We start from the raw sequence: 20,846 nt of genomic DNA, 5'->3' as shown, positions 1-20,846 counted from the left end.
TCTCATGGGCTGACGCCGTAAAGGCTGTGTTGATGCCCATGAATAACAAGATTCCATTAGCCACGCCCGCTGACAACGGGCCAACGAAGAACTTTGAACCATGGCCACTATCCACGTAGACGGCAAAGCGCTCGAAGTCGATGGGGCAGACAACCTGTTACAGGCATGTCTCTCATTAGGCCTCGACATCCCGTATTTCTGCTGGCACCCCGCGCTTGGTAGCGTCGGTGCCTGTCGCCAGTGCGCGGTCAAGCAATACACCGACGAGAACGACACCCGTGGTCGTATCGTCATGTCGTGCATGACCCCAGCCACCGACAACACCTGGATCTCCATCGACGATGATGAATCCAAGGCGTTCCGCGCCAGTGTTGTTGAATGGCTGATGACCAACCACCCTCACGACTGCCCGGTCTGTGAAGAAGGCGGTCACTGCCACCTGCAAGACATGACGGTGATGACCGGCCACAACGAGCGCCGTTATCGCTTCACCAAGCGTACCCACCAGAACCAGGACCTCGGCCCGTTCATTTCCCACGAAATGAACCGCTGCATCGCCTGCTACCGCTGCGTGCGCTTCTATAAAGACTACGCTGGCGGCACCGACCTCGGCGTGTTCGGCGCCCACGACAACGTGTACTTCGGTCGCGTTGAAGACGGTGTGCTCGAAAGCGAGTTCTCCGGCAACCTCACCGAGGTCTGCCCGACCGGTGTATTCACCGACAAGACTCACTCCGAGCGCTACAACCGTAAGTGGGACATGCAATTCGCCCCGAGCATCTGCCATGGCTGCTCCAGCGGTTGCAACATCTCCCCGGGTGAGCGCTACGGCGAACTGCGTCGCATCGAAAACCGCTTCAACGGTTCGGTCAACCAATACTTCCTGTGCGACCGTGGCCGTTTCGGCTATGGCTACGTCAACCGCGAAGACCGCCCACGCCAGCCACTGCTGGCCAACGGCGGCAAACTGAGCCTGGACGACGCCCTGGATAAAGCCGCCGACCTGCTGCGCGGGCGCAACATCGTCGGTATCGGCTCGCCGCGCGCCAGCCTCGAAAGCAACTTCGCGTTGCGCGAACTGGTTGGCGCCGAGCACTTCTACAGCGGTATCGAAGCCGCTGAGCTGGAGCGCATCCGTCTGGTCCTGCAAGTGCTGAACGACAGCCCGCTGCCGGTTCCGAACATGCGCGACATCGAAGACCACGACGCCATCTTCGTGCTCGGTGAAGACCTGACCCAGACCGCTGCCCGTGTCGCCCTTTCGCTGCGCCAGTCGGTCAAAGGCAAGGCTGAAGACATGGCCGACGCCATGCGCGTACAGCCTTGGCTCGACGCCGCCGTGAAAAACATCGGCCAGCACGCGCTGAACCCGCTGTTTATCGCGAGCCTGGCTGAAACCAAGCTCGACGACATCGCCGAAGAATGCGTGCACGCAGCACCGGACGACCTGGCCCGCATCGGTTTCGCCGTGGCCCACGCCCTCGACGCCAGCGCCCCTGCCGTCGAAGGCCTGGACGCTGAAGCCGTTGAACTGGCCCAGCGTATCGCCGACGCCCTGCTGGCGGCCAAGCGTCCATTGATCATCGCCGGCACCTCGTTGGGTTCCAAGGCGTTGATCGAAGCCGCTGCCAACATCGCCAAGGCGCTGAAGCTGCGCGACAAGAACGGTTCCATCAGCCTGGTCGTGCCGGAAGCCAACAGTCTTGGCCTGGCCATGCTCGGTGGCGAGTCCCTGGACGCGGCCCTGCAAGCCGTAACAGACGGCAAAGCCGACGCCATCGTGGTGCTGGAAAACGACCTGTACACCCGCACCGATGCCGCCAAGGTTGACGCTGCGCTCAACGCCGCCAAGGTGCTGATCGTTGCCGACCACCAGAAGACGGCTACCAGCGAGCGCGCCGACCTGGTCCTGCCAGCCGCCACCTTCGCCGAAGGCGACGGTACTCTGGTCAGCCAGGAAGGCCGCGCCCAGCGCTTCTTCCAGGTGTTCGATCCGAAGTACATGGACGCCAGCATCCTGGTTCACGAAGGCTGGCGCTGGCTGCATGCCCTGCGCGCGACCCTGCTGAACCAGCCGATCGACTGGACCCAGCTCGACCACGTGACCGCCGCTGCCGCCGCGAGCGCGCCGCAACTCGCCCGTATCGTCGACGCCGCACCGTCCGCCGCGTTCCGCATCAAGGGCATGAAACTCGCCCGTGAGCCGCTGCGTTACTCCGGTCGTACCGCCATGCGCGCCAATATCAGCGTGCACGAGCCACGTACTCCGCAAGACCCGGACACCGCGTTCGCCTTCTCCATGGAAGGCTACTCGGGCTCCGCCGAACCGCGCCAACAGGTACCGTTCGCCTGGTCGCCGGGCTGGAACTCGCCGCAAGCCTGGAACAAGTTCCAGGACGAAGTCGGTGGTCACATCCGTGCTGGCGACCCGGGCACGCGCCTGATCGAAAGCACCGGTGATTCGTTGAACTGGTTCTCTGCCGTACCACGTCCATTCAACCCGGCCCAGGGCACTTGGCAGGTCGTGCCGTTCTTCCACCTGTTCGGCAGCGAAGAGAACTCTTCGAAAGCCGCCCCGGTGCAAGAGCGCATCCCAGCCGCCTACGTTTCCCTGGCCAAGTCCGAAGCCGACCGCCTGGGCGTCAACGATGGTGCCCTGCTCAGCCTGAACGTCGCCGGCCAGACCCTGCGTCTGCCGCTGCGCATCAACGACGAGCTAGGCGCTGGCCTGGTTGCACTGCCGAAGGGTTTCGCTGGCATTCCAGCGGCGATCTTTGGCAAAACCGTTGACGGTCTGCAGGAGGCAGCGCAATGACTTGGTTCACGCCGGAAGTAATTGACGTGATCATTTCGGTGGTCAAGGCCATCGTGATCCTGTTGGCCGTGGTCGTCGCGGGCGCCCTGCTCAGCTTCGTCGAACGTCGCCTGCTGGGCTGGTGGCAGGACCGTTACGGTCCGAACCGCGTTGGCCCATTCGGTATGTTCCAGATCGCGGCCGACATGCTGAAAATGTTCTTCAAGGAAGACTGGACCCCGCCGTTTGCCGACAAGGTGATCTTCACCCTGGCACCGGTCGTGGCCATGAGCGCCTTGCTGATTGCCTTCGCGATCATCCCGATCACCCCGACCTGGGGCGTGGCGGACCTGAACATCGGCTTGCTGTTCTTCTTCGCCATGGCCGGTTTGTCGGTCTATGCGGTGCTGTTCGCCGGTTGGTCGAGCAACAACAAGTTCGCCCTGCTGGGCAGCTTGCGGGCTTCGGCCCAGACCGTGTCCTACGAAGTGTTCATGGGCCTCGCGCTGATGGGCATCGTGGTGCAGGTTGGCTCGTTCAACATGCGCGACATCGTCGAGTACCAGGCGCAGAACCTGTGGTTCATCATTCCGCAGTTCTTCGGTTTCTGTACCTTCTTCATTGCTGGCGTCGCCGTGACTCACCGTCACCCGTTCGACCAGCCGGAAGCGGAACAAGAACTGGCCGACGGCTACCACATCGAATACGCCGGCATGAAATGGGGCATGTTCTTCGTCGGTGAGTACATCGGCATCATCTTGATCTCGGCCCTGCTGGTCACGCTGTTCTTTGGCGGCTGGCACGGTCCGTTCGGCATCCTGCCGCAGTTGGCGTTCTTCTGGTTCTTCCTGAAGACCGCGTTCTTCATCATGTTGTTTATCCTGCTGCGCGCTTCCATTCCGCGTCCACGATACGACCAGGTGATGGATTTCAGCTGGCGCTTCTGCCTGCCACTGACCCTGATCAATTTGCTGGTGACGGCTGCCGTTGTGTTGTTGAACACGCCAGCCGGCGCGGTTCAGTGAGGATTTGACCCATGTTCAAATATATTGGCGACATCGTTAAGGGTACCGGTACCCAGTTGCGAAGCCTGGTGATGGTGTTCGGTCACGGCTTCCGCAAACGCGACACCCTGCAATACCCGGAAGAAGCGGTGTACCTGCCGCCGCGCTATCGCGGCCGTATCGTGCTGACCCGCGACCCCGATGGCGAAGAGCGTTGCGTAGCCTGCAACCTGTGCGCCGTGGCGTGCCCGGTGGGTTGCATCTCCCTGCAGAAAGCTGAAACCGAAGACGGTCGCTGGTACCCGGACTTCTTCCGCATCAACTTCTCGCGCTGCATTTTCTGCGGCCTCTGCGAGGAAGCTTGCCCGACCACCGCGATCCAGCTGACACCGGATTTCGAGATGGCCGAGTTCAAACGTCAGGACCTGGTGTACGAGAAAGAAGATCTGCTGATCTCTGGTCCCGGTAAAAACCCTGATTACAACTTCTATCGTGTTGCAGGTATGGCCGTTGCCGGTAAGCCGAAAGGCGCCGCACAAAACGAAGCCGAGCCGATCAACGTGAAGAGCTTGCTGCCTTAAGGAAGAAAGATGGAATTCGCTTTCTATTTCGCGTCCGGTATTGCAGTGGTGTCCACGCTTCGCGTGATCACCAACACCAATCCTGTGCACGCCCTGCTCTACCTGATCATTTCGTTGATCGCCGTGGCCATGACCTTCTTCGCACTCGGCGCCCCGTTCGCCGGCGTGCTGGAAGTGATCGCCTATGCGGGCGCCATCATGGTGCTGTTCGTGTTTGTGGTGATGATGCTCAACCTGGGCCCGGCTTCGGTCGCCCAGGAACGCGTCTGGCTCAAGCCCGGCATCTGGCTCGGCCCGGTTATCCTCGCAGCCCTGCTGCTGGGTGAACTGCTGTATGTGCTGTTCGCTCACCAGAGCGGCCAGGCCATCGGCCACACCACCGTAGACGCGAAAGCCGTGGGCATCAGCCTGTTCGGCCCGTACCTGCTGGTGGTCGAACTGGCTTCGATGCTGCTGCTCGCCGCAGCCATCACCGCCTTCCACTTGGGCCGCAACGAAGCCAAGGAGCAATGACGATGCCTGCTATCCCTTTGGAGCATGGTCTGGCGGTCGCCGGCATCCTGTTCTGCCTTGGCCTGGTCGGCCTGATGGTTCGCCGTAACATTCTGTTCGTGTTGATGAGCCTGGAAATCATGATGAACGCCGCTGCACTGGCCTTCATCGTAGCGGGTGCACGTTGGGGCCAGCCGGATGGACAAGTCATGTTCATCCTGGTGATCAGCCTGGCAGCCGCCGAGGCCAGTATCGGCCTGGCGATCCTGCTGCAACTGTATCGTCGCTTCCACACGCTTGATATCGACGCTGCCAGTGAGATGCGCGGATGAACATGATCTTTCTGACTTTCGTATTCCCCCTGATCGGTTTCCTGCTGCTGTCGTTCTCTCGCGGGCGCTGGTCGGAAAACCTGTCTGCCCTGGTGGGCGTGGGTTCCATTGGCTTGTCGGCGATTGTGGCCGCCTACGTCATCTGGCAATTCAACGTGGCGCCGCCGGAAGGCGGTCACTACACCCTGGTGCTGTGGCAGTGGATGTCGGTGGAAGGCTTCAAGCCTAACTTCGCTCTCTATGTCGACGGCCTGTCGATCACCATGCTCGGCGTGGTGGTGGGTGTAGGCTTCCTGATCCACTTGTTCGCGTCCTGGTACATGCGCGGTGAAGCCGGTTACTCGCGCTTCTTCTCGTACACCAACCTGTTTATCGCCAGCATGCTGTTCCTGGTGCTCGGCGATAACCTGTTGTTCCTGTACTTCGGTTGGGAAGGCGTGGGCCTGTGCTCGTACCTGTTGATCGGTTTCTACTACAGCAACCGCAACAACGGTAACGCAGCCCTTAAAGCCTTCATCGTGACCCGCATCGGTGACGTGTTCATGGCCATCGGCCTGTTCATCCTGTTCCAACAGGTGGGCACGCTGAATATCCAGGAACTGCTGGTGCTGGCACCGCAGAAGTTCCAGGTTGGCGACTTCTGGATCACTCTGGCTACCTTGATGCTGCTGGGTGGCGCTGTCGGTAAATCCGCACAACTGCCGCTGCAAACCTGGCTGGCGGATGCGATGGCCGGTCCTACCCCTGTTTCCGCACTGATCCACGCGGCAACCATGGTCACCGCCGGTGTCTACCTGATCGCCCGTACCCACGGCCTGTTCACTCTGGCGCCGGACATCCTGCACCTGGTGGGCATCGTGGGTGGCGTGACCCTGGTCCTGGCCGGCTTCGCCGCGCTGGTGCAGACCGACATCAAGCGCATCCTCGCCTACTCGACCATGAGCCAGATCGGCTACATGTTTCTGGCCCTGGGCGTTGGCGCCTGGGACGCGGCGATCTTCCACCTGATGACCCACGCCTTCTTCAAGGCCCTGCTGTTCCTGGCGTCCGGTGCGGTGATCGTTGCCTGCCACCACGAGCAGAACATCTTCAAGATGGGCGGCCTGTGGAAGAAACTGCCACTGGCCTACGCCAGCTTCATCGTTGGTGGTGCCGCCCTGGCCGCCCTGCCGTTGGTGACCGCCGGTTTCTACTCGAAGGACGAAATCCTCTGGGAAGCCTTTGCCAGCGGTAACCAGAACCTGCTGTACGCAGGCCTGGTGGGTGCGTTCATGACCTCGCTGTACACCTTCCGCCTGATCTTCATCACCTTCCACGGTGAAGCCAAGACCGAAGCGCACGCAGGCCACGGCATTTCGCACTGGTTGCCATTGTCGGTGCTGATCGTGCTGTCGACCTTCGTCGGCGCCATGATCACCCCGCCGCTGCACGGTGTACTGCCGCAAAGCGTCGGCCATGCCGGCGGCGAAGCCCAGCACAGCCTGGAAATCGCCTCGGGTGCCATCGCCATTGCCGGTATCCTGTTGGCCGCCCTGCTGTTCCTCGGCAAGCGCCGTTTCGTGACCGCCGTGGCCAACAGTGGCATTGGCCGCTTCCTCTCGGCCTGGTGGTTCGCTGCCTGGGGCTTCGACTGGATCTACGACAAACTGTTCGTCAAGCCTTACCTGGCCATCAGCCATGTACTGCGCAAAGACCCGCTCGACCAGACCATCGGTTTGATCCCGCGTGCCGCCAAGGCCGGTCACACCGCTCTGAGCCGCAGCGAGACCGGTCAACTGCGTTGGTATGCCGCTTCCATGGCCGCCGGTGCCGTACTGGTCATCGGCGCCATCGTCGTGGTAGCGGTCTGATTATGAACATTGCCAACTTTGCGAACTTGCGAAAGGAAACGAGCCTGTCATGATTCTGCCCTGGCTAATCCTGATCCCCTTTATCGGCGGCCTGCTCTGCTGGATGGGTGAACGCTTCGGCGCCACCCTCCCCCGCTGGATTGCGTTGCTGACCATGTCCCTGGAACTTGCTCTCGGCCTCTGGCTGTGGGCCCATGGCGACTATTCATTTGCTCCGGCACCGGGTGTCGATCCGACTTTCGCGCTTGAATTCAAGCACGTGTGGATCCAGCGCTTCGGCATCAACGTGCACCTGGCCCTCGATGGCCTGTCGCTGTTGATGATCCTGCTGACCGGCCTGCTGGGTATCCTCTCGGTACTCTGCTCCTGGAAAGAGATCCAGCGTCACGTGGGCTTCTTCCACCTGAACCTGATGTGGATCCTGGGCGGTGTGGTCGGCGTGTTCCTCGCCCTCGACCTGTTCATGTTCTTCTTCTTCTGGGAAATGATGCTGGTGCCGATGTACTTCCTCATCGCGCTCTGGGGTCACAGTTCTTCGGACGGCAAGAAAACCCGGATCTACGCGGCGACCAAGTTCTTCATCTTCACCCAGGCTTCCGGCCTGATCATGTTGGTGGCGATCCTGGGCCTGGTACTGGTCAACTTCAACAACACCGGCGTGATTACCTTCAACTACGCCGACCTGTTGAAAACCAAGATGTCCCTGACCACCGAGTACATCCTGATGCTGGGCTTCTTCATCGCGTTCGCGGTGAAGCTGCCGGTGGTGCCGTTCCACTCCTGGCTGCCTGACGCTCACGCACAGGCGCCGACTGCCGGTTCCGTGGACTTGGCCGGTATCCTGTTGAAGACTGCGGCCTACGGCCTGCTGCGCTTCGCACTGCCGCTGTTCCCGAATGCCTCGGCGGAGTTCGCGCCGATCGCCATGACCCTGGGTCTGATCGGGATCTTCTACGGTGCGTTCCTGGCCTTCGCACAAACCGACATCAAGCGTCTGATTGCCTTCTCGTCCGTGTCCCACATGGGCTTCGTACTGATCGGCATCTACTCCGGCAGCCAACTGGCGCTGCAAGGCGCAGTCATCCAGATGTTGGCCCACGGTGTCTCGGCCGCTGCCCTCTTTATCCTGAGTGGCCAGTTGTACGAGCGCCTGCACACCCGTGACATGCGTGAAATGGGTGGCGTGTGGTCGCGCATCGCGTACCTGCCGGCGATCAGCCTGTTCTTCGCCGCCGCGTCCCTGGGCTTGCCGGGCACCGGCAACTTCATCGGCGAGTTCCTGATCCTGATGGGTGCCTTCGTGCAAACACCGTGGATCAGTGCGATTGCTACCTCCGGCCTGGTGTTTGGTTCGGTTTACTCGCTGATCATGATCCACCGCGCCTACTTCGGCCCGGCCAAGTCCGACACTGTCCTGCAAGGGATGGATGCTCGCGAACTGATCATGGTGCTCGGCCTTGCGGTGCTGCTGATCTACATCGGCGTGTACCCGCAACCGTTCCTGGACACTTCTGCCGCGACGATGCATGGCGTGCAGCAGTGGTTCGGCACCGCCTTCTCTCAACTCGCTTCGGCCCGGTAAGAGCGCTATGGAATTCACGATCCAACACTTTATCGCGCTTGCGCCGCTGCTGATTACCAGCCTCACCATCGTGGTGGTGATGCTGGCAATCGCCTGGCGCCGCAATCACTCGCAAACGTTCCTGCTGTCCTGTGCCGGCCTCAACCTGGCCCTGCTGTCGATCATCCCGGCCCTCAAGGTCGCGCCATTGGCGGTCACGCCGTTGATGATGGTGGATGACTTCGCCCTGCTGTATATCGCGCTGATCCTGGTCGCGACCCTGGCGTGCGTCACCCTCGCCCACGCCTACATGGGCGAAGGCGGTACCGGTTACCCAGGCAACAAGGAAGAACTGTACCTGCTGATCCTGCTGGCGGCGGCCGGCGGTATCGTGCTGGTCAGCGCACAGCACCTGGCCGGCCTGTTCATCGGCCTGGAACTGCTGTCGATCCCGACCTACGGCCTGGTGGCCTACGCCTTCTTCAACAAGCGCTCCCTGGAAGCCGGCATCAAGTACATGGTGCTGTCGGCGGCGGGTTCCGCGTTCCTGTTGTTTGGTATGGCCCTGCTCTACGCCGAAGCCGGCAGCCTGAGCTTCACCGGTATCGGTCACGCCCTGGCCACCACCAACATGCCTGCGCCAATCGCCCAACTGGGCCTGGCGATGATGTTGATCGGCCTGGCGTTCAAGCTGTCGTTGGTGCCGTTCCACCTGTGGACCCCGGACGTGTACGAAGGCGCCCCGGCGCCGGTGGCGGCGTTCCTGGCCACCGCGTCGAAGGTTGCTGTGTTTGCGGTGATGGTGCGTCTGTTCCAGATCTCGCCTGCTGCCAACACCGGTGTACTGAGCACCGTGCTGACCGTGATCGCCATCGCGTCGATCCTGTTCGGCAACCTGCTGGCCCTGACCCAGAACAACCTCAAGCGTCTGCTGGGTTACTCCTCCATCGCTCACTTCGGCTACCTGCTGATCGCCCTGGTGGCGAGCAAAGGCCTGGCCGTGGAAGCCATGGGCGTGTACCTGGTCACCTACGTGATCACCAGCCTGGGTGCATTTGGCGTGATCACGCTGATGTCCTCGCCATTCAAAGGCCGTGACGCCGACGCCCTGTACGAATACCGCGGCCTGTTCTGGCGCCGTCCGTACCTGACCGCCGTGCTCACCGTGATGATGCTGTCGCTGGCTGGTATCCCGCTGACGGCGGGCTTCATCGGCAAGTTCTACATCGTTGCGACCGGTGTTGAAGCCCACGAATGGTGGTTGGTTGCCTCCCTGGTACTGGGCAGCGCCATCGGCGTGTTCTACTACCTGCGCGTGATGGTCACCCTGTACCTGATCGAGCCAAACCTGCGCCGTGTGGATGCTGAGCTGCATTGGGAACAGAAGGCAGGCGGCGTGATGCTGCTGGCCATCGCCCTGCTCGCGTTCTTCCTGGGCGTGTACCCACAACCGTTGCTCACTCTGGTGCAGCACGCGGTGCTGGGCGTTTGATCGCTTAGCAGGATGCAGTAAACAAGACGGCGCCTTCGGGCGCCGTTTTGCGTTATTGGAGCGATGAGTACGCAGCTGGTCAGCTCAAAGACTATGAAGCATCGGGCTCTGCGAAACCGGCCTCATCAAGGGCAGGTTTTATCAAGAACACCCGCATTGGGCGTTAATAAGTAGTCCACTACCGCCTCATCCACACAGCCGTCGATTCCAGTGAGTGCCAACGTATGCCCGTCACCTTCTCGGGTGACGAGTGGGCTTCTGAACCATTTTGCCATCTGCCTGGCATTCGCATAGGGCGTCGTTGCGTCATAACGTTGACCGACAAACAGCAACGGCGGCAAGGTTAGCGAGACCACTGGAATATGTGCCTGGACCTTACCCTGGAACGGCCACAGATCGCACATACTCAAGGGTAGATTCTGTTTTCCGAGATAGTTGAAGAGGGGCCATGCCGCGACAATCGTCTGCCGTTGCTTGCGTATTTCCTGGATATCGCTCCCTGGAACGGCGCTGTCCGCACAGGTAATGACGCCTAACGCCTCATTGGTCTCACGTCCCGCATTGTCCGTAACCAACTGAGCCAGCTGTTCGTCAGCACTCTTTGTCTGGGTTTGACGCAATAGCGCAATCAGATCAGGCCAAAACTCATACCACAGCAGCAATGATTGAACCGTGGAGACCAGGTCTTCGGCGGTCATTTCATTGCCGTCCTTCAAGGGTAACGGCGACTCGTCGACGTCGCGCAATATTGTTTGAAATGCCTCGACCGCGCCACGCTCATCATCCGGCAAAGGGCAATAACGTGTTCGGGCACAGTACGCCAAGAACCGCTGGAAAGTCTGCCGATAACTGCGCGCCTGATTCAATTGCTGGGTGTATTCGTCCTCCGAAAGGTCCACCACGCCATCCAACACCATGGCACGCGTCTGTTCGGGAAAGCGTTCAGCGAACAGCGCTGCGACTTTAGTGCCGTAGGAGTAAGCTACGGCAGTCAACTTAGGCTCACCCAACGCAGCACGAATGACATTGAGATCGTTGACTGCTTCATTGGTACCAATATGTTGCAAAACCAGCGCACCAGTCTGTTTGATGCACTCGGCAATAGTCCGACGTAATTGAAACTCAGATTCAGCCATATCGCTGCCTTCCAACGTAACGTCTTCATCACGATCAGAGCGCTCACATGAGATAGTCGGTGTGGACCGACCTACGCCCCGGGGGTCATAACCAATGATGTCGTAGGACTGCTTCAACCTGTCCACCGTACTGTCGCCGGACAGATAAGGGTTGATCCCCGGAAGCCCTGGCCCTCCGCTAACAACTACTACACTGCCTTTCCTGACGCCTTTGGCGGGAAGCCGGGTCAAGGCCAGTCGAACGTTGCCTGCTTGCGCGGCTGACGAGTAAATCAACGGTGCTTCAACGTAACCACATAGCATCCCTTGTGGCGGCTGATCGTCGAACCAGGTCGCGAACTCGCTGTTCACGCAAGGCTGCCAACGCACGCCAGCAGGTTGCTCGTCCACATAAACGAACAAATACAAAATGGCGAGCGGAAGCATAACCGCCAGCGTTGTCAGGAGGGTTAACCGTGGAGCTTTTGACATTCGTAATACGAGCCAATTTGAAAAGACGAATTAGCCTATTTGGTTTCGTGACTTTTTAAGCAGGCTGCTTACAAAGTTCCAACAAAACTGCTCCGTTCTGCACCGGTGCTGTTCGACGCTCCTAATCACAGAAATTTCCCCGCCCATCTGCCTCCCCATCCGGCATCTACCCGATGAATGCCTCCGTATGGTGTCTGCGTTTTAGGAAAGTTCCCACAGCAGGGTCACTTGACCCATCGCGAGTGGGCCACCAAGCTATACGCAAGCTACGTACAGAACATGGATGCTCTATTTATCGAACTGCCGGCCCTCGAGCGGCATCGCAAGGACTATCTGAGTGACGAGCTTTTCCAGGGTTTTCAACAAGAGTTGATGAAGAACCCGGAAGCGGGAGACGTGATCGAGGGAACAGGCGGACTGCGCAAGGTTCGCTTCGTCGATGAGCGACGCAATAAAGGCAAGCGCGGTGGCCTGCGGGTCATTTACTGCTGGTGGTCGGGCGGCACGCAATTCTGGCTGTTCACCCTGTACGGCAAGCACGAACAGGATGACCTGACACCACAGCACAAAAAAGCCTTAAAACACATGCTGGACAGGGAAATCAAAGCGAGAACACATCATGAAACGTGAAATCTTTTCCGAACTGGTCGAAGGCTTCGACGCCCTGGCAGACGAACGCCAAGGCAAAGTCACCCTGCGAACCCACAAGGTTTACCTCAAAAACCTGGCGCCACTCACCGCCGAGGAAGTGGTCGCGGTGCGCCAACAACTCAACCTCTCCCGGTCGGTGTTCGCCATGTACCTGCGCACCAACACCCGCACCCTGGAAAACTGGGAGCAAGGCCGGGCCAAGCCAAATGCCCAGGCTGCCACCCTGATTCGCCTGGTGGCGCGTTTCCCGGAAACCGTGGCGCAACTCGCTGCATTGGGTTGATCAGCAAAGCCCCGACAGGTTCGGGGCTTTTGCATTCAGTGCTATGGGCCGCCGAGCATGTCGGCAAAGGTCTCGGCATCGGGCAATCCCTCCCCTTCCCAACGCGTCGGCGCAACGTGGGGGGAACCCTCGCTCCAGAACAATACCCGCATGGCGGGATCTGCTCGTTCGATAAGCGTGGGCAATGGCAACGCCTGTACCGACTCATCAAATACTTCGAGGGAAAACGCCTCGCTCAAGGCTGACAACGCCAAGCGCTCCACCTCACCATGCCAGGTCGCATCCAACAGCAGCCCGTCTCCAACTGCCGCAGCAACGGTCAGTGGAAAATAGCGCCCCACCCGATCCACACTGGGAATCATCACCCCGGCCCAGCCCTGTTCACCACACACACCCGCCGTCAACGCAAAGTGCCAGATCGGGCTGCACAGGTACACCTCCAGCCATTGCTCGACCAACCGCTCACGACTGCACTGCAAGCCGGCCTGTAACCAAGCGTCCCACGGGTGCAAGAATTCCGCTGGCAAACGACGACTGACAAAGTCTCCCAAACTGGGGACCTTGCCAAAAAATCCATTCATGGCTGTTTCCTAAAAGCTGCCCGGGCAATGGAACTGCTCGATGCTGTCGCGGCGGAACGGGTTGATCACACTGCTGGCTCGTAACAGATACGCCACCCGATGGCCTTCCAGGTTGAAGGTCAGTTGCAGCTGTTCGCCCTGGGTGTTCACCACCGCCTTGTCCATCATGCGCAGCCAACCCCAGGGGCCGTCGCTGCGCAGTGGGCTGGCCAGCCCTGGCGTAGCGTCCAGGCGCACAAGGCCGCCGGACTTGCCGCTGGGCAGCGAGAGACTGGCAAAGTCGGGCACAGTACCGGCGTCAAACACCACCGGCTGACCATCGATATCCAACGTGACCTTGCTCAGTGCCGGGTCTGCCCCCAGGGTTTTCAAGTCGAAGCGCATGGATGGCTGGCGCGCACCGGCCACGAAGAACATGTCGCGCAGCCTGGCACCACGCTGGAACTGATTAAGCACATCCTGGGAGATGTTCAGTGGCGTCACACCAGTTGATCGCCAGCGCCACTGGCTGCCACTCATGTCGACATACGCCGCGAGGTTCTTGCTGAAAAAATCATCCATCAACCCACCCGGGCCGAAAAACTTGCCGAAGTCATCGGCGGTGGCATCGCGGGCAGAGCTGCGCACCAGCGGATAACGCCCATCAATGGCCGCTCGACAGAATGGTGCACCCGTCGTTTCCCATAACGCATTCAACCGGGCTTTTTCATTGCCGAGGGTCAGCGCCGTGCCACCCGACTCCACATCGCGCAGCAGCGCTGACAACGGCGCAGGCTGCGTGTCACCCGAGCGTTTCAAGCGCCCCAACACCTCGTTGGAAGGTGCTGGCGCAGCACTGCGGCGCGCGGCGTCAGCGCTGTCGAAGAATTGCCCGGCGTCCTTCAGCGACGCCAACACCTCATCCACCGGCTGCGGGCCGGTGCCGTTGCCCACCAAGCGATGCAGCGCAGCGAAATGCTGATCCACCGGATTGGCCGACGCATCTGCCACCGGTGCCGGGCTGTCGCCCCCCAGAGCCGATTGCAACTTTTGCGTGGCCGCAGCGATCTTGTCGCGCACGCGCTGATCGGTGTCTTTGTTGGTGGTCGAATTCAGCGCGCCCTCCAGGGTCGTTTCCTTCGATACAGCCACCAACAACGCGCGCAACGGTGAATCACTGGCGGCAAGCACATTGGTCACCAATGAGGCCTGGCTGAGGCTGGTCAATGGCGCCAGGTGCACGTCCGCGAGGAAGGTGTCCCATTGACGGATGTAGTCGGCGTAGTACAACTCCAGCACCGCCGCCTGCATGGCAGAGTCGGCGCCGGCAATCTGCGCCGACTCCTGGCGGTCCAGCACCCAGCTGTCCTTGGCCATCTCGGCCACGGCCTGCGGGGTCTTGTGGGTCAGTTCACGGTAACCCGCGATGCTGTAAACCCCACTTACGCCCCGCGACAGCGGCTCGCCACTGGCGCGGGTAAACAGTGACGAGACATCGCGCCCCACTGCGCTGTTTACACTCAGCTCGGGCAGGTGCTGCTGGTCGACCTGGCGTTTCACCCGGTTATAGATGCGCTGGGACAACGGCATGCTCGCCAGCGCCAGGCGCACCTTGGCCACCAACGCGCTGTCCAGTTGCACCGGCTCGGCCTCGTCGTCGGCCTCCAGCAGCGCCGCGACATGATCCGATAGCTGCTGCAACTGCGCAGGCGTGGCCTGGGGCAGTTCGCGACGCCAGTCCACATCGACCCAGGCTTGCACCGACGGCGCGTCGAAGAACTGCCGTTCACCCAGCATCAGGTAAGCGCGCAAGGTTTCGTAGAGAAACTCCTGATTGCTCGCGTCGCCACGGCGCAAGGCGTTTTCCATGTTGGCGACGATATGCGGCAACAAGGTGCTGCGCAGCAAGCGGCGATACAGCGTGACTGCGCCAGCGCCGAGCTTGTTGCCCTGGTAAAGGCCCATACGGCTAAGCAGCGGCACACTGCGGTCGCCGTCGCTGTAGCCGCTGGGCAACGCGCGCGCGGCATTCAGCAGCGGCAGGGTCACCAACACATCACCTTCGGCCGGCAGTGCCTTGGCCAATTGCGCGACGTTGGTGGCAGCACTGGACGCATCGGCGATCAGTTGCAGGTTGCGGGTGTAGCTGATGGTCATGCCGGCCAGCAGCAGGACGAACGCCACACCCGCCGCCATGCGCCCCGCGCGACCCAGCAGATGACGGCGCCGTTGTTCCTGGTGATTGACCCCGGCCAAGCCGGTTTCCTTGAAGATCACTTCGCGCAACAGGCGAGTGATGAAGTAGCTGCGCCCGCTGGCGACATTCGCTGCCAACACCTTTCGACCCAGGCCGAAGGAGGCTGCCAGCGAGGTCAGCACCCGATCAATCGGACTGCCTTCCTGGGTGCCGCTGGTAAAATACACACCACGCAGCAGCGCCGGCTCCTGGTAGCGGTTGACTTCGAAGACCGTATTGAGAAAACGCGTGAGGCCGTCGCCCAGGCTGGCGAACTGTTGCGGGAAGCTGTAGAGCAACGCGCGTCGTGACAAATCGCGCTCCTGCTGCAAACGCTCCAGCACACGCCGTTGCAACTGGCGCTCCAGGGCATCGAACTCGCCCGGGAACGACGCCAGGCCCGTATCCGCCTGGGGTGGCTGGGCCAACGGGAAGGTCACGCCCCACACCTGCGCGCGTTCGTCGCGGCCGAAGGTTTCGAAGAACTCCGAAAAGCCCGCGAGCAAGTCGCACTTGGTGATGATCACATACACCGGGAAGCGCAGGCCCAGGCGCTCGTACAGCTCATTGATGCGCGCACGGATCGCCACGGCCTGGGCCTGACGCTGAGCGTCGGTCTGTTGCAGCAGGTCGCTGACGCTCAAGGCCACGATCACACCGTTGACCGGGCGTTGGCGACGGTACTTTTTCAGCAGGTCGAGGAAACCACCCCACGCGGCCTTGTCCACTTCGGTGTAGCTGTCCTGGGTGGTGTAGCGCCCGGCAGTGTCGAGCAGCACCGCTTCATCGGTGAACCACCAATCGCAATGCCGCGTGCCGCCGACACCGCCGATGGCACCGCTGCCCATGGCCTCGCGCAGGGGAAACTGCAGCCCGGAATGGGTCAGCGCCGTGGTCTTGCCGCTGCCTGGCGCGCCGACGAACATGTACCACGGCAATTGATACAGGTACTGCCCGCTCATCTTCCAGCCAGGATTGGCCTTGCGCAACACCGCCATGGCCGAACGCATGCGCTCGCCCAGCTCGGCCACTTCAGCCTGAGACTCACGCACGCCGGGCGCCACCGTTGGCGCGTCAGCCACGCCCGCCATCAAGCCGCGATTGGCGCGCCAGGCTCGCCATAGACGCCAGGCAAAATAACCTGCCCAGATCAATACAAACACCGCGATCAAACCCCAGCGCCGCGACTCCGGCGCCAACGGTTCGCTGCCATTGAAGGCGAGTAGCGGGCCCTCATACCACACCAGCAACGACAGCAAAGCCACACCGATCAACGACAGCAACCAGGGCTTGAGCAGCCACAGAATGAAGCGCTCCACCGGGGACCATAACAACGAAAACAGCGTCGAGAAATTCATGGCTATTGCGCCTGGGAAGGGATCAAAACGGTGATATCAACGCGGCGGTTACGCGCGCGATTCGCCGCTGAATCGTTGGGCACCAGCGGTTCGGTTTCGCCACGGCCGTCACTGCGATAACGCTCCACCGGCCCGGCCCGTTGCGCCAGCAAGCGTGCGACGGTCTTGGCCCGCGCCTGGGACAGGTCAAAGTTGGAGCCAAGCCGTGAGGTCGCCGAGGGCCGCACATTGTCGGTATGCCCGACCACCACCACATCCCCCGGCACCGTGGCCAGGGCATCGCCGATGCGTGCGAGCAAGCCGTCGAAGTTGCCCGACACTTCGGCACTGCCGGAAGCGAACACCCCATCGCCGCGCAGGGTGATCACCGAGCGATCGGCGCTGTCTTTCACCGCCACCAGCCCCTGGGCCACTTCCGGCGCGAGGAACCCGGCCAGGCGCACGGGCGCAGGTGTCGTGGGCACCGCCACTTTGAGCGGCGAGGCCACACGGATCGAACCGATCTGGGCGAACACAGGATCGGACGCACGGTTGAGCAGCCAGCTGTAGGTCAATTGCACACTCAACAGCAGCACCGCCGCCACCGACGCCAACACCCACAACGGCACCCGCCGCAGCATCGAGGCCTGCGGTGCTTCGGCACCGCGCCAACGCGGTGACAAGTCTTGTTCCTGATTGCCACGTTGCTGGTTGATCAATTGCAGCAGGCGTTCACGCAACAACCCCAACTGATCCAGGCCGCGATCCAACACGCGATAACGTCCTTCCAGGCCCAGCGCCATGCACAGGTACATCAACTCCAGCACGTCGATATGGGTACGCAGGTCCTGGCTCAGGCGCTGCAGGATCATGAAGAACTTCTCGCCGCCCCACGCCTCGTTGTGGAAGGTCACCAACAGGCTGCGGCTGCCCCACACACCGGCGCCCCACGGCGTGCTGGCGATGGTTTCGTCGACCAGGGTGCACAGCGCGTAGCGCGCAGCCGCCACGGTTTCCACGTCCACTTGGCTGGCGCGGGCCTGAGTTTCAAAGGCCTGCACCGCCTGGATCAGGCGCTGGCGCAGGCCTTCCATGTCCGGCATGGCCGTGAGGCTGCGCAACGGCACCACCAGGTCCAGCAGCGGGTTGGCGGCACGCACCAGCGGGTTGAGCCCCTGGCCCTGCAACACCACGGCTTCGCGCTGTAGCGGTGTCACAGGCGGCACTGCCCTGCGTCCCCCTGGCGTGGGAATCAGCAGGGTGCGATCCGGATCGCCTTCAAAAGTGTCGTTCACGTCAGTCACCTTAGTTGCGGATCGCCCAGAACTGCATGTCCAGCCCTGGGAACACCCCGGCGATATGCAGGGCAAAGCCGGCCGACTGGCTCAGCAATTGCCAATATTCGCTGCTGCGATCGAGTTCGAAATAGGTAAAGCCGGCGTGGAACGGCAACTGCCGTGGCGCCACCGGCAAGGGGCGCAGACCGATGCCCGGCAGTTGCAGGTTGACCAGGTCGCGGATCTTTTCCACCGAGCCGATCTTGACCTGCGGCGGGAAGCCGTTGCGCACGCTCTCGGCGGACATCTGTGCCTGCACCGCGAGGATGAAGGTGGCCGAACGCAGCAGGTCCTGGTCAGGCAGCACTGCCACGCGAATGCCGTACTGGCGCTCTTCCAGAGGGATGGCGATGGCGCGTGCATCCATCACCGTCGACAGCGCGCGGCGCAGGTCGCGCATTACCGGGGCGAAGGTTTCCGCCAGGGCCGCATGGCGGTACGCCGGGTAGGCAGCGGCGCGCTTATCCTCGCGGGTAAAAGTCGCCAATTCACCGGCCAGGCTCGCGAGGTCGCGGTACAACTGCTCGGGATGCAGACCGGTCATCGCGGCCAAGTGGCGCACCAACGGCAGGCTGCGATTGAGCACCTGTAACAACAGGAAGTCGGCGATTTCTGCTGCGCCGCTGCCGTCGGGTTGGGTCAGGCGCGACGCCAGCGCCTCGACCCGTTGCTGCACCAGGCCCAGCAGCTCATCGACAAACGCTCCCAGGCGGTCGGCGGCGCGCATATCCAGGCATGGCGGGCAGTATTCGCGGTCAAGCACCACGCTTTTGTCGGCACGCTTTTCCACCACATGGGCGATGCCCAGGGTGGTGTAGGCATCCGCCACATCGCCTTCGAACGCCAGACGCAGGCGCAGTTTGCCGATGCTCATCAACGCGCTGCTGTCCAGGCCGTTACTGTCCCAGGCTTCGTATTCGCTGCTGCGGTGACGGGCGAAGTTTTCAAAGCTGGGGTTGTCGTCCACCTCCGATACACCGGGGCGCAGGCTGGGCAGCGCGAGCACCACTTTCAGGTCACGGGCGTCGGCGGGGATCTCCAGGGGCAACGGCATTTCATCGCCAAAGGGCAGCCCTACCGGCGTGCCGTCAGGCAACACGCCGCTGAAGGACAGCAAGGACAACTTGCCCATGACCAACTGCTGCGGGTCGATTTCCAGCTTGGCAAAGCCCCACCCGTAAGCACGCAAGGCACTGACGCGGGCTTCCAATTGGGTCTGCAGGAAACGGTCATGTTGTTGCAGGTGCTGAGGCTGCAACAGCATGCCTTCGGACCAGACGACTTTGTTATTCCAGGACATGAATTCTTCTCAATAAAAGGGCTGGAGTCAGGAGCGCATCCGCGCGACCTGTTCCTCATAAGCCTTGGAAAACAGCTCACCAAACAGCCGCTGCAAATCCTCATCGGCATCCCGTGCCAGGTCTTCGTAGCGCTCCACCAAACGGTCCCACAATCGCGCCTTGCGCCGCGCCGGCATCCACTTGTCCAGCGCGCCATGGGTGGTGCGACGTTGCTCGACCCGTGCCGGATCAAAGCGTTGCACCACCGCGCCAAGGGCCGCGCGCATGCCGGCGATCACCGCCAGTTCGTGGGCCTTGAGGTCTTCGAACGAGGCGTTCATCGCCTTGACCGGACGCATATAGGCCGGCGAGTCGCCACCGAGCATTTGAGTCAGGGCGCTGTCGGCGTCGGGGAAGAATTTGAGCGGGTTGTTGGAATAGGCGCCGATCATGGTCATGTCGATATGGCTTTCGCGCTTGGTCAGCGCGCGGGCCAGGAGGACGTCCATGGTTCCGGTAGTGGTGGCGCGGAGCATTTCGCCGATGAGCTGGGCGAGTTCGGTGGGCGGGCGGGAAGTGTGCAGGTCCGCAAGGCCGAGGCCTTGAAGCAAGGCCTGGAGCACAGCATCCCCCTCTGTAGGAGCCGGCTTGCCGGCGATAGGCGCATGGGCGCTGTGGACTTCAGGTAGAACGGCGTTATCGTTGACGTCCATCGCCGGCAAGCCGGCTCCTACAGGGAGCGTGGGCAGCCCGAGCAATGGGTCGTAATCCTCCGGAATTACCTGCGGCTCTGCTTGCCACAACGGCGCGCTGAACGCCTGCAACTGCGGCGCCACGTGATCACTCTCGGTGCCGCGAAACGTTGGCGTCAGCGATGGATTCAGTCCCAACGGATCCGACAACGGCATCGCCCCGTCAAACAACGAGCCGCCCTCCAAGATGCGCGCACCGGCCAAGTCATCATGCAGCAGCACCGGCACCACCACTTCCGGGTCGCGTACCAACGGCCGCGGGACTTCCAGCGGTGGCAGCGGCGCGGCCACGGGCGGCGGGGGCGGCACGAACAATGGCGGCAGGATCCGCGTGGCCAGGGCGTCGTCTTCGGGTTCGACGGCGGCTGGCTGCGCCAGGCGCACTTCCAGGGCGTAATCACCGATCACCAGGCGATCGCCCTCCTCTAGTACCCGTTCGCGCCCATTACCCAGCGGTCGTTCATTGACCAGGCTGGGGTTGCTGCCGGTGTCGGTCAGGTAAAACCCGTCGTCACGTCGTTCGATGCGCGCATGCACCCGCGAGATGTACTTGCCCGGATCATCCAGGGTCAGGTCATTGTCCGGCCCTCGGCCGATGGAGCCACCGACCTCGGTAAACCGGCAGATCACGTCACCGGGCATCGGTTGGTCGCGGTAGCTTTTGACCAGCAGGATCAGGTTCATAGCGGGCTCCTGT

Annotated in this window: 16 protein-coding genes; 10 read left to right on the top strand and 6 right to left on the bottom strand. The window is 61.6% G+C overall.

What is annotated here, in order from left to right:
- Positions 1–100 precede the first annotated feature (100 nt).
- Genes nuoG through nuoN form a run of 8 tightly spaced genes read left to right on the top strand, consistent with a single transcriptional unit; the run spans position 101 to position 10,106 of the window.
- The gene (gene nuoG / locus HX868_RS05125) at positions 101–2,815 is read left to right on the top strand and encodes an NADH-quinone oxidoreductase subunit NuoG (RefSeq protein WP_177002132.1); all 2,715 of its coding nucleotides are present in this window, start codon (positions 101–103) and stop codon (positions 2,813–2,815) included.
- Entirely contained in the window at positions 2,812–3,819 is a 1,008-nt protein-coding gene (nuoH, locus tag HX868_RS05120; RefSeq protein ID WP_017137518.1) for an NADH-quinone oxidoreductase subunit NuoH, read from the top strand. Before nuoG ends, nuoH begins: the two co-directional genes overlap by 4 nt.
- A gap of 11 nt (positions 3,820–3,830) precedes the next feature.
- Positions 3,831–4,379, top strand: coding sequence for an NADH-quinone oxidoreductase subunit NuoI (gene nuoI, locus HX868_RS05115; RefSeq protein ID WP_003174725.1), 549 nt, complete (start codon positions 3,831–3,833; stop codon positions 4,377–4,379).
- Between the two features lie 9 nt (positions 4,380–4,388).
- Positions 4,389–4,892 (top strand): NADH-quinone oxidoreductase subunit J, encoded by a 504-nt coding sequence (gene nuoJ / locus HX868_RS05110; protein ID WP_016974946.1) that lies wholly within the window; start codon positions 4,389–4,391, stop codon positions 4,890–4,892.
- A 2-nt stretch (positions 4,893–4,894) separates the two neighbouring features.
- On the top strand, positions 4,895–5,203 hold the full coding sequence (nuoK, locus tag HX868_RS05105) for an NADH-quinone oxidoreductase subunit NuoK (protein ID WP_003174727.1): 309 nt from the start codon (positions 4,895–4,897) through the stop codon (positions 5,201–5,203).
- Positions 5,200–7,053 (top strand): NADH-quinone oxidoreductase subunit L, encoded by a 1,854-nt coding sequence (gene nuoL / locus HX868_RS05100; RefSeq protein ID WP_095015610.1) that lies wholly within the window; start codon positions 5,200–5,202, stop codon positions 7,051–7,053. The genes nuoK and nuoL overlap by 4 nt, the downstream gene beginning before the upstream one ends.
- Before the next feature lie 49 nt (positions 7,054–7,102).
- The gene (gene nuoM, locus HX868_RS05095) at positions 7,103–8,635 is read left to right on the top strand and encodes an NADH-quinone oxidoreductase subunit M (RefSeq protein WP_010209575.1); all 1,533 of its coding nucleotides are present in this window, start codon (positions 7,103–7,105) and stop codon (positions 8,633–8,635) included.
- A gap of 7 nt (positions 8,636–8,642) precedes the next feature.
- On the top strand, positions 8,643–10,106 hold the full coding sequence (nuoN, locus tag HX868_RS05090) for an NADH-quinone oxidoreductase subunit NuoN (protein ID WP_028616809.1): 1,464 nt from the start codon (positions 8,643–8,645) through the stop codon (positions 10,104–10,106).
- 125 nt (positions 10,107–10,231) lie between these two features.
- On the opposite strand, the gene HX868_RS05085 is transcribed toward nuoN, so the two are convergent.
- The gene (locus HX868_RS05085; RefSeq protein WP_246355481.1) at positions 10,232–11,668 is read right to left on the bottom strand and encodes an alpha/beta hydrolase; all 1,437 of its coding nucleotides are present in this window, start codon (positions 11,666–11,668) and stop codon (positions 10,232–10,234) included.
- 324 nt (positions 11,669–11,992) lie between these two features.
- Between HX868_RS05085 and HX868_RS05080 the strand changes: the two genes are divergently transcribed.
- The gene (locus HX868_RS05080; protein ID WP_177002251.1) at positions 11,993–12,343 is read left to right on the top strand and encodes a type II toxin-antitoxin system RelE/ParE family toxin; all 351 of its coding nucleotides are present in this window, start codon (positions 11,993–11,995) and stop codon (positions 12,341–12,343) included.
- The gene (locus tag HX868_RS05075; RefSeq protein ID WP_095015609.1) at positions 12,333–12,647 is read left to right on the top strand and encodes a helix-turn-helix domain-containing protein; all 315 of its coding nucleotides are present in this window, start codon (positions 12,333–12,335) and stop codon (positions 12,645–12,647) included. Before HX868_RS05080 ends, HX868_RS05075 begins: the two co-directional genes overlap by 11 nt.
- Before the next feature lie 41 nt (positions 12,648–12,688).
- On the opposite strand, the gene tagF is transcribed toward HX868_RS05075, so the two are convergent.
- The 5 genes from tagF to tagH are packed head-to-tail and all read right to left on the bottom strand — an operon-like array spanning position 12,689 to position 20,833.
- The gene (gene tagF, locus HX868_RS05070; RefSeq protein WP_177002130.1) at positions 12,689–13,228 is read right to left on the bottom strand and encodes a type VI secretion system-associated protein TagF; all 540 of its coding nucleotides are present in this window, start codon (positions 13,226–13,228) and stop codon (positions 12,689–12,691) included.
- Between the two features lie 9 nt (positions 13,229–13,237).
- On the bottom strand, positions 13,238–16,801 hold the full coding sequence (gene tssM / locus HX868_RS05065; protein ID WP_177002129.1) for a type VI secretion system membrane subunit TssM: 3,564 nt from the start codon (positions 16,799–16,801) through the stop codon (positions 13,238–13,240).
- A 2-nt stretch (positions 16,802–16,803) separates the two neighbouring features.
- Positions 16,804–18,075, bottom strand: a complete 1,272-nt coding sequence (gene icmH, locus HX868_RS05060; RefSeq protein WP_177002128.1) for a type IVB secretion system protein IcmH/DotU — start codon at positions 18,073–18,075, stop codon at positions 16,804–16,806.
- Between the two features lie 10 nt (positions 18,076–18,085).
- A complete protein-coding gene (gene tssK / locus HX868_RS05055; protein ID WP_177002127.1) occupies positions 18,086–19,417 on the bottom strand; it encodes a type VI secretion system baseplate subunit TssK in 1,332 nt (443 codons plus the stop codon).
- A gap of 27 nt (positions 19,418–19,444) precedes the next feature.
- Positions 19,445–20,833: a type VI secretion system-associated FHA domain protein TagH gene (tagH, locus tag HX868_RS05050; protein WP_177002126.1), complete on the bottom strand. Its 1,389-nt coding sequence runs from the start codon at positions 20,831–20,833 to the stop codon at positions 19,445–19,447.
- Positions 20,834–20,846: the final 13 nt, after the last annotated feature.

The sequence above is a fragment of the Pseudomonas reactans genome (genome assembly GCF_013385825.1).
Lineage (GTDB): Bacteria > Pseudomonadota > Gammaproteobacteria > Pseudomonadales > Pseudomonadaceae > Aquipseudomonas > Aquipseudomonas reactans.
This window is presented reverse-complemented; position numbering and strand designations above follow the sequence as displayed.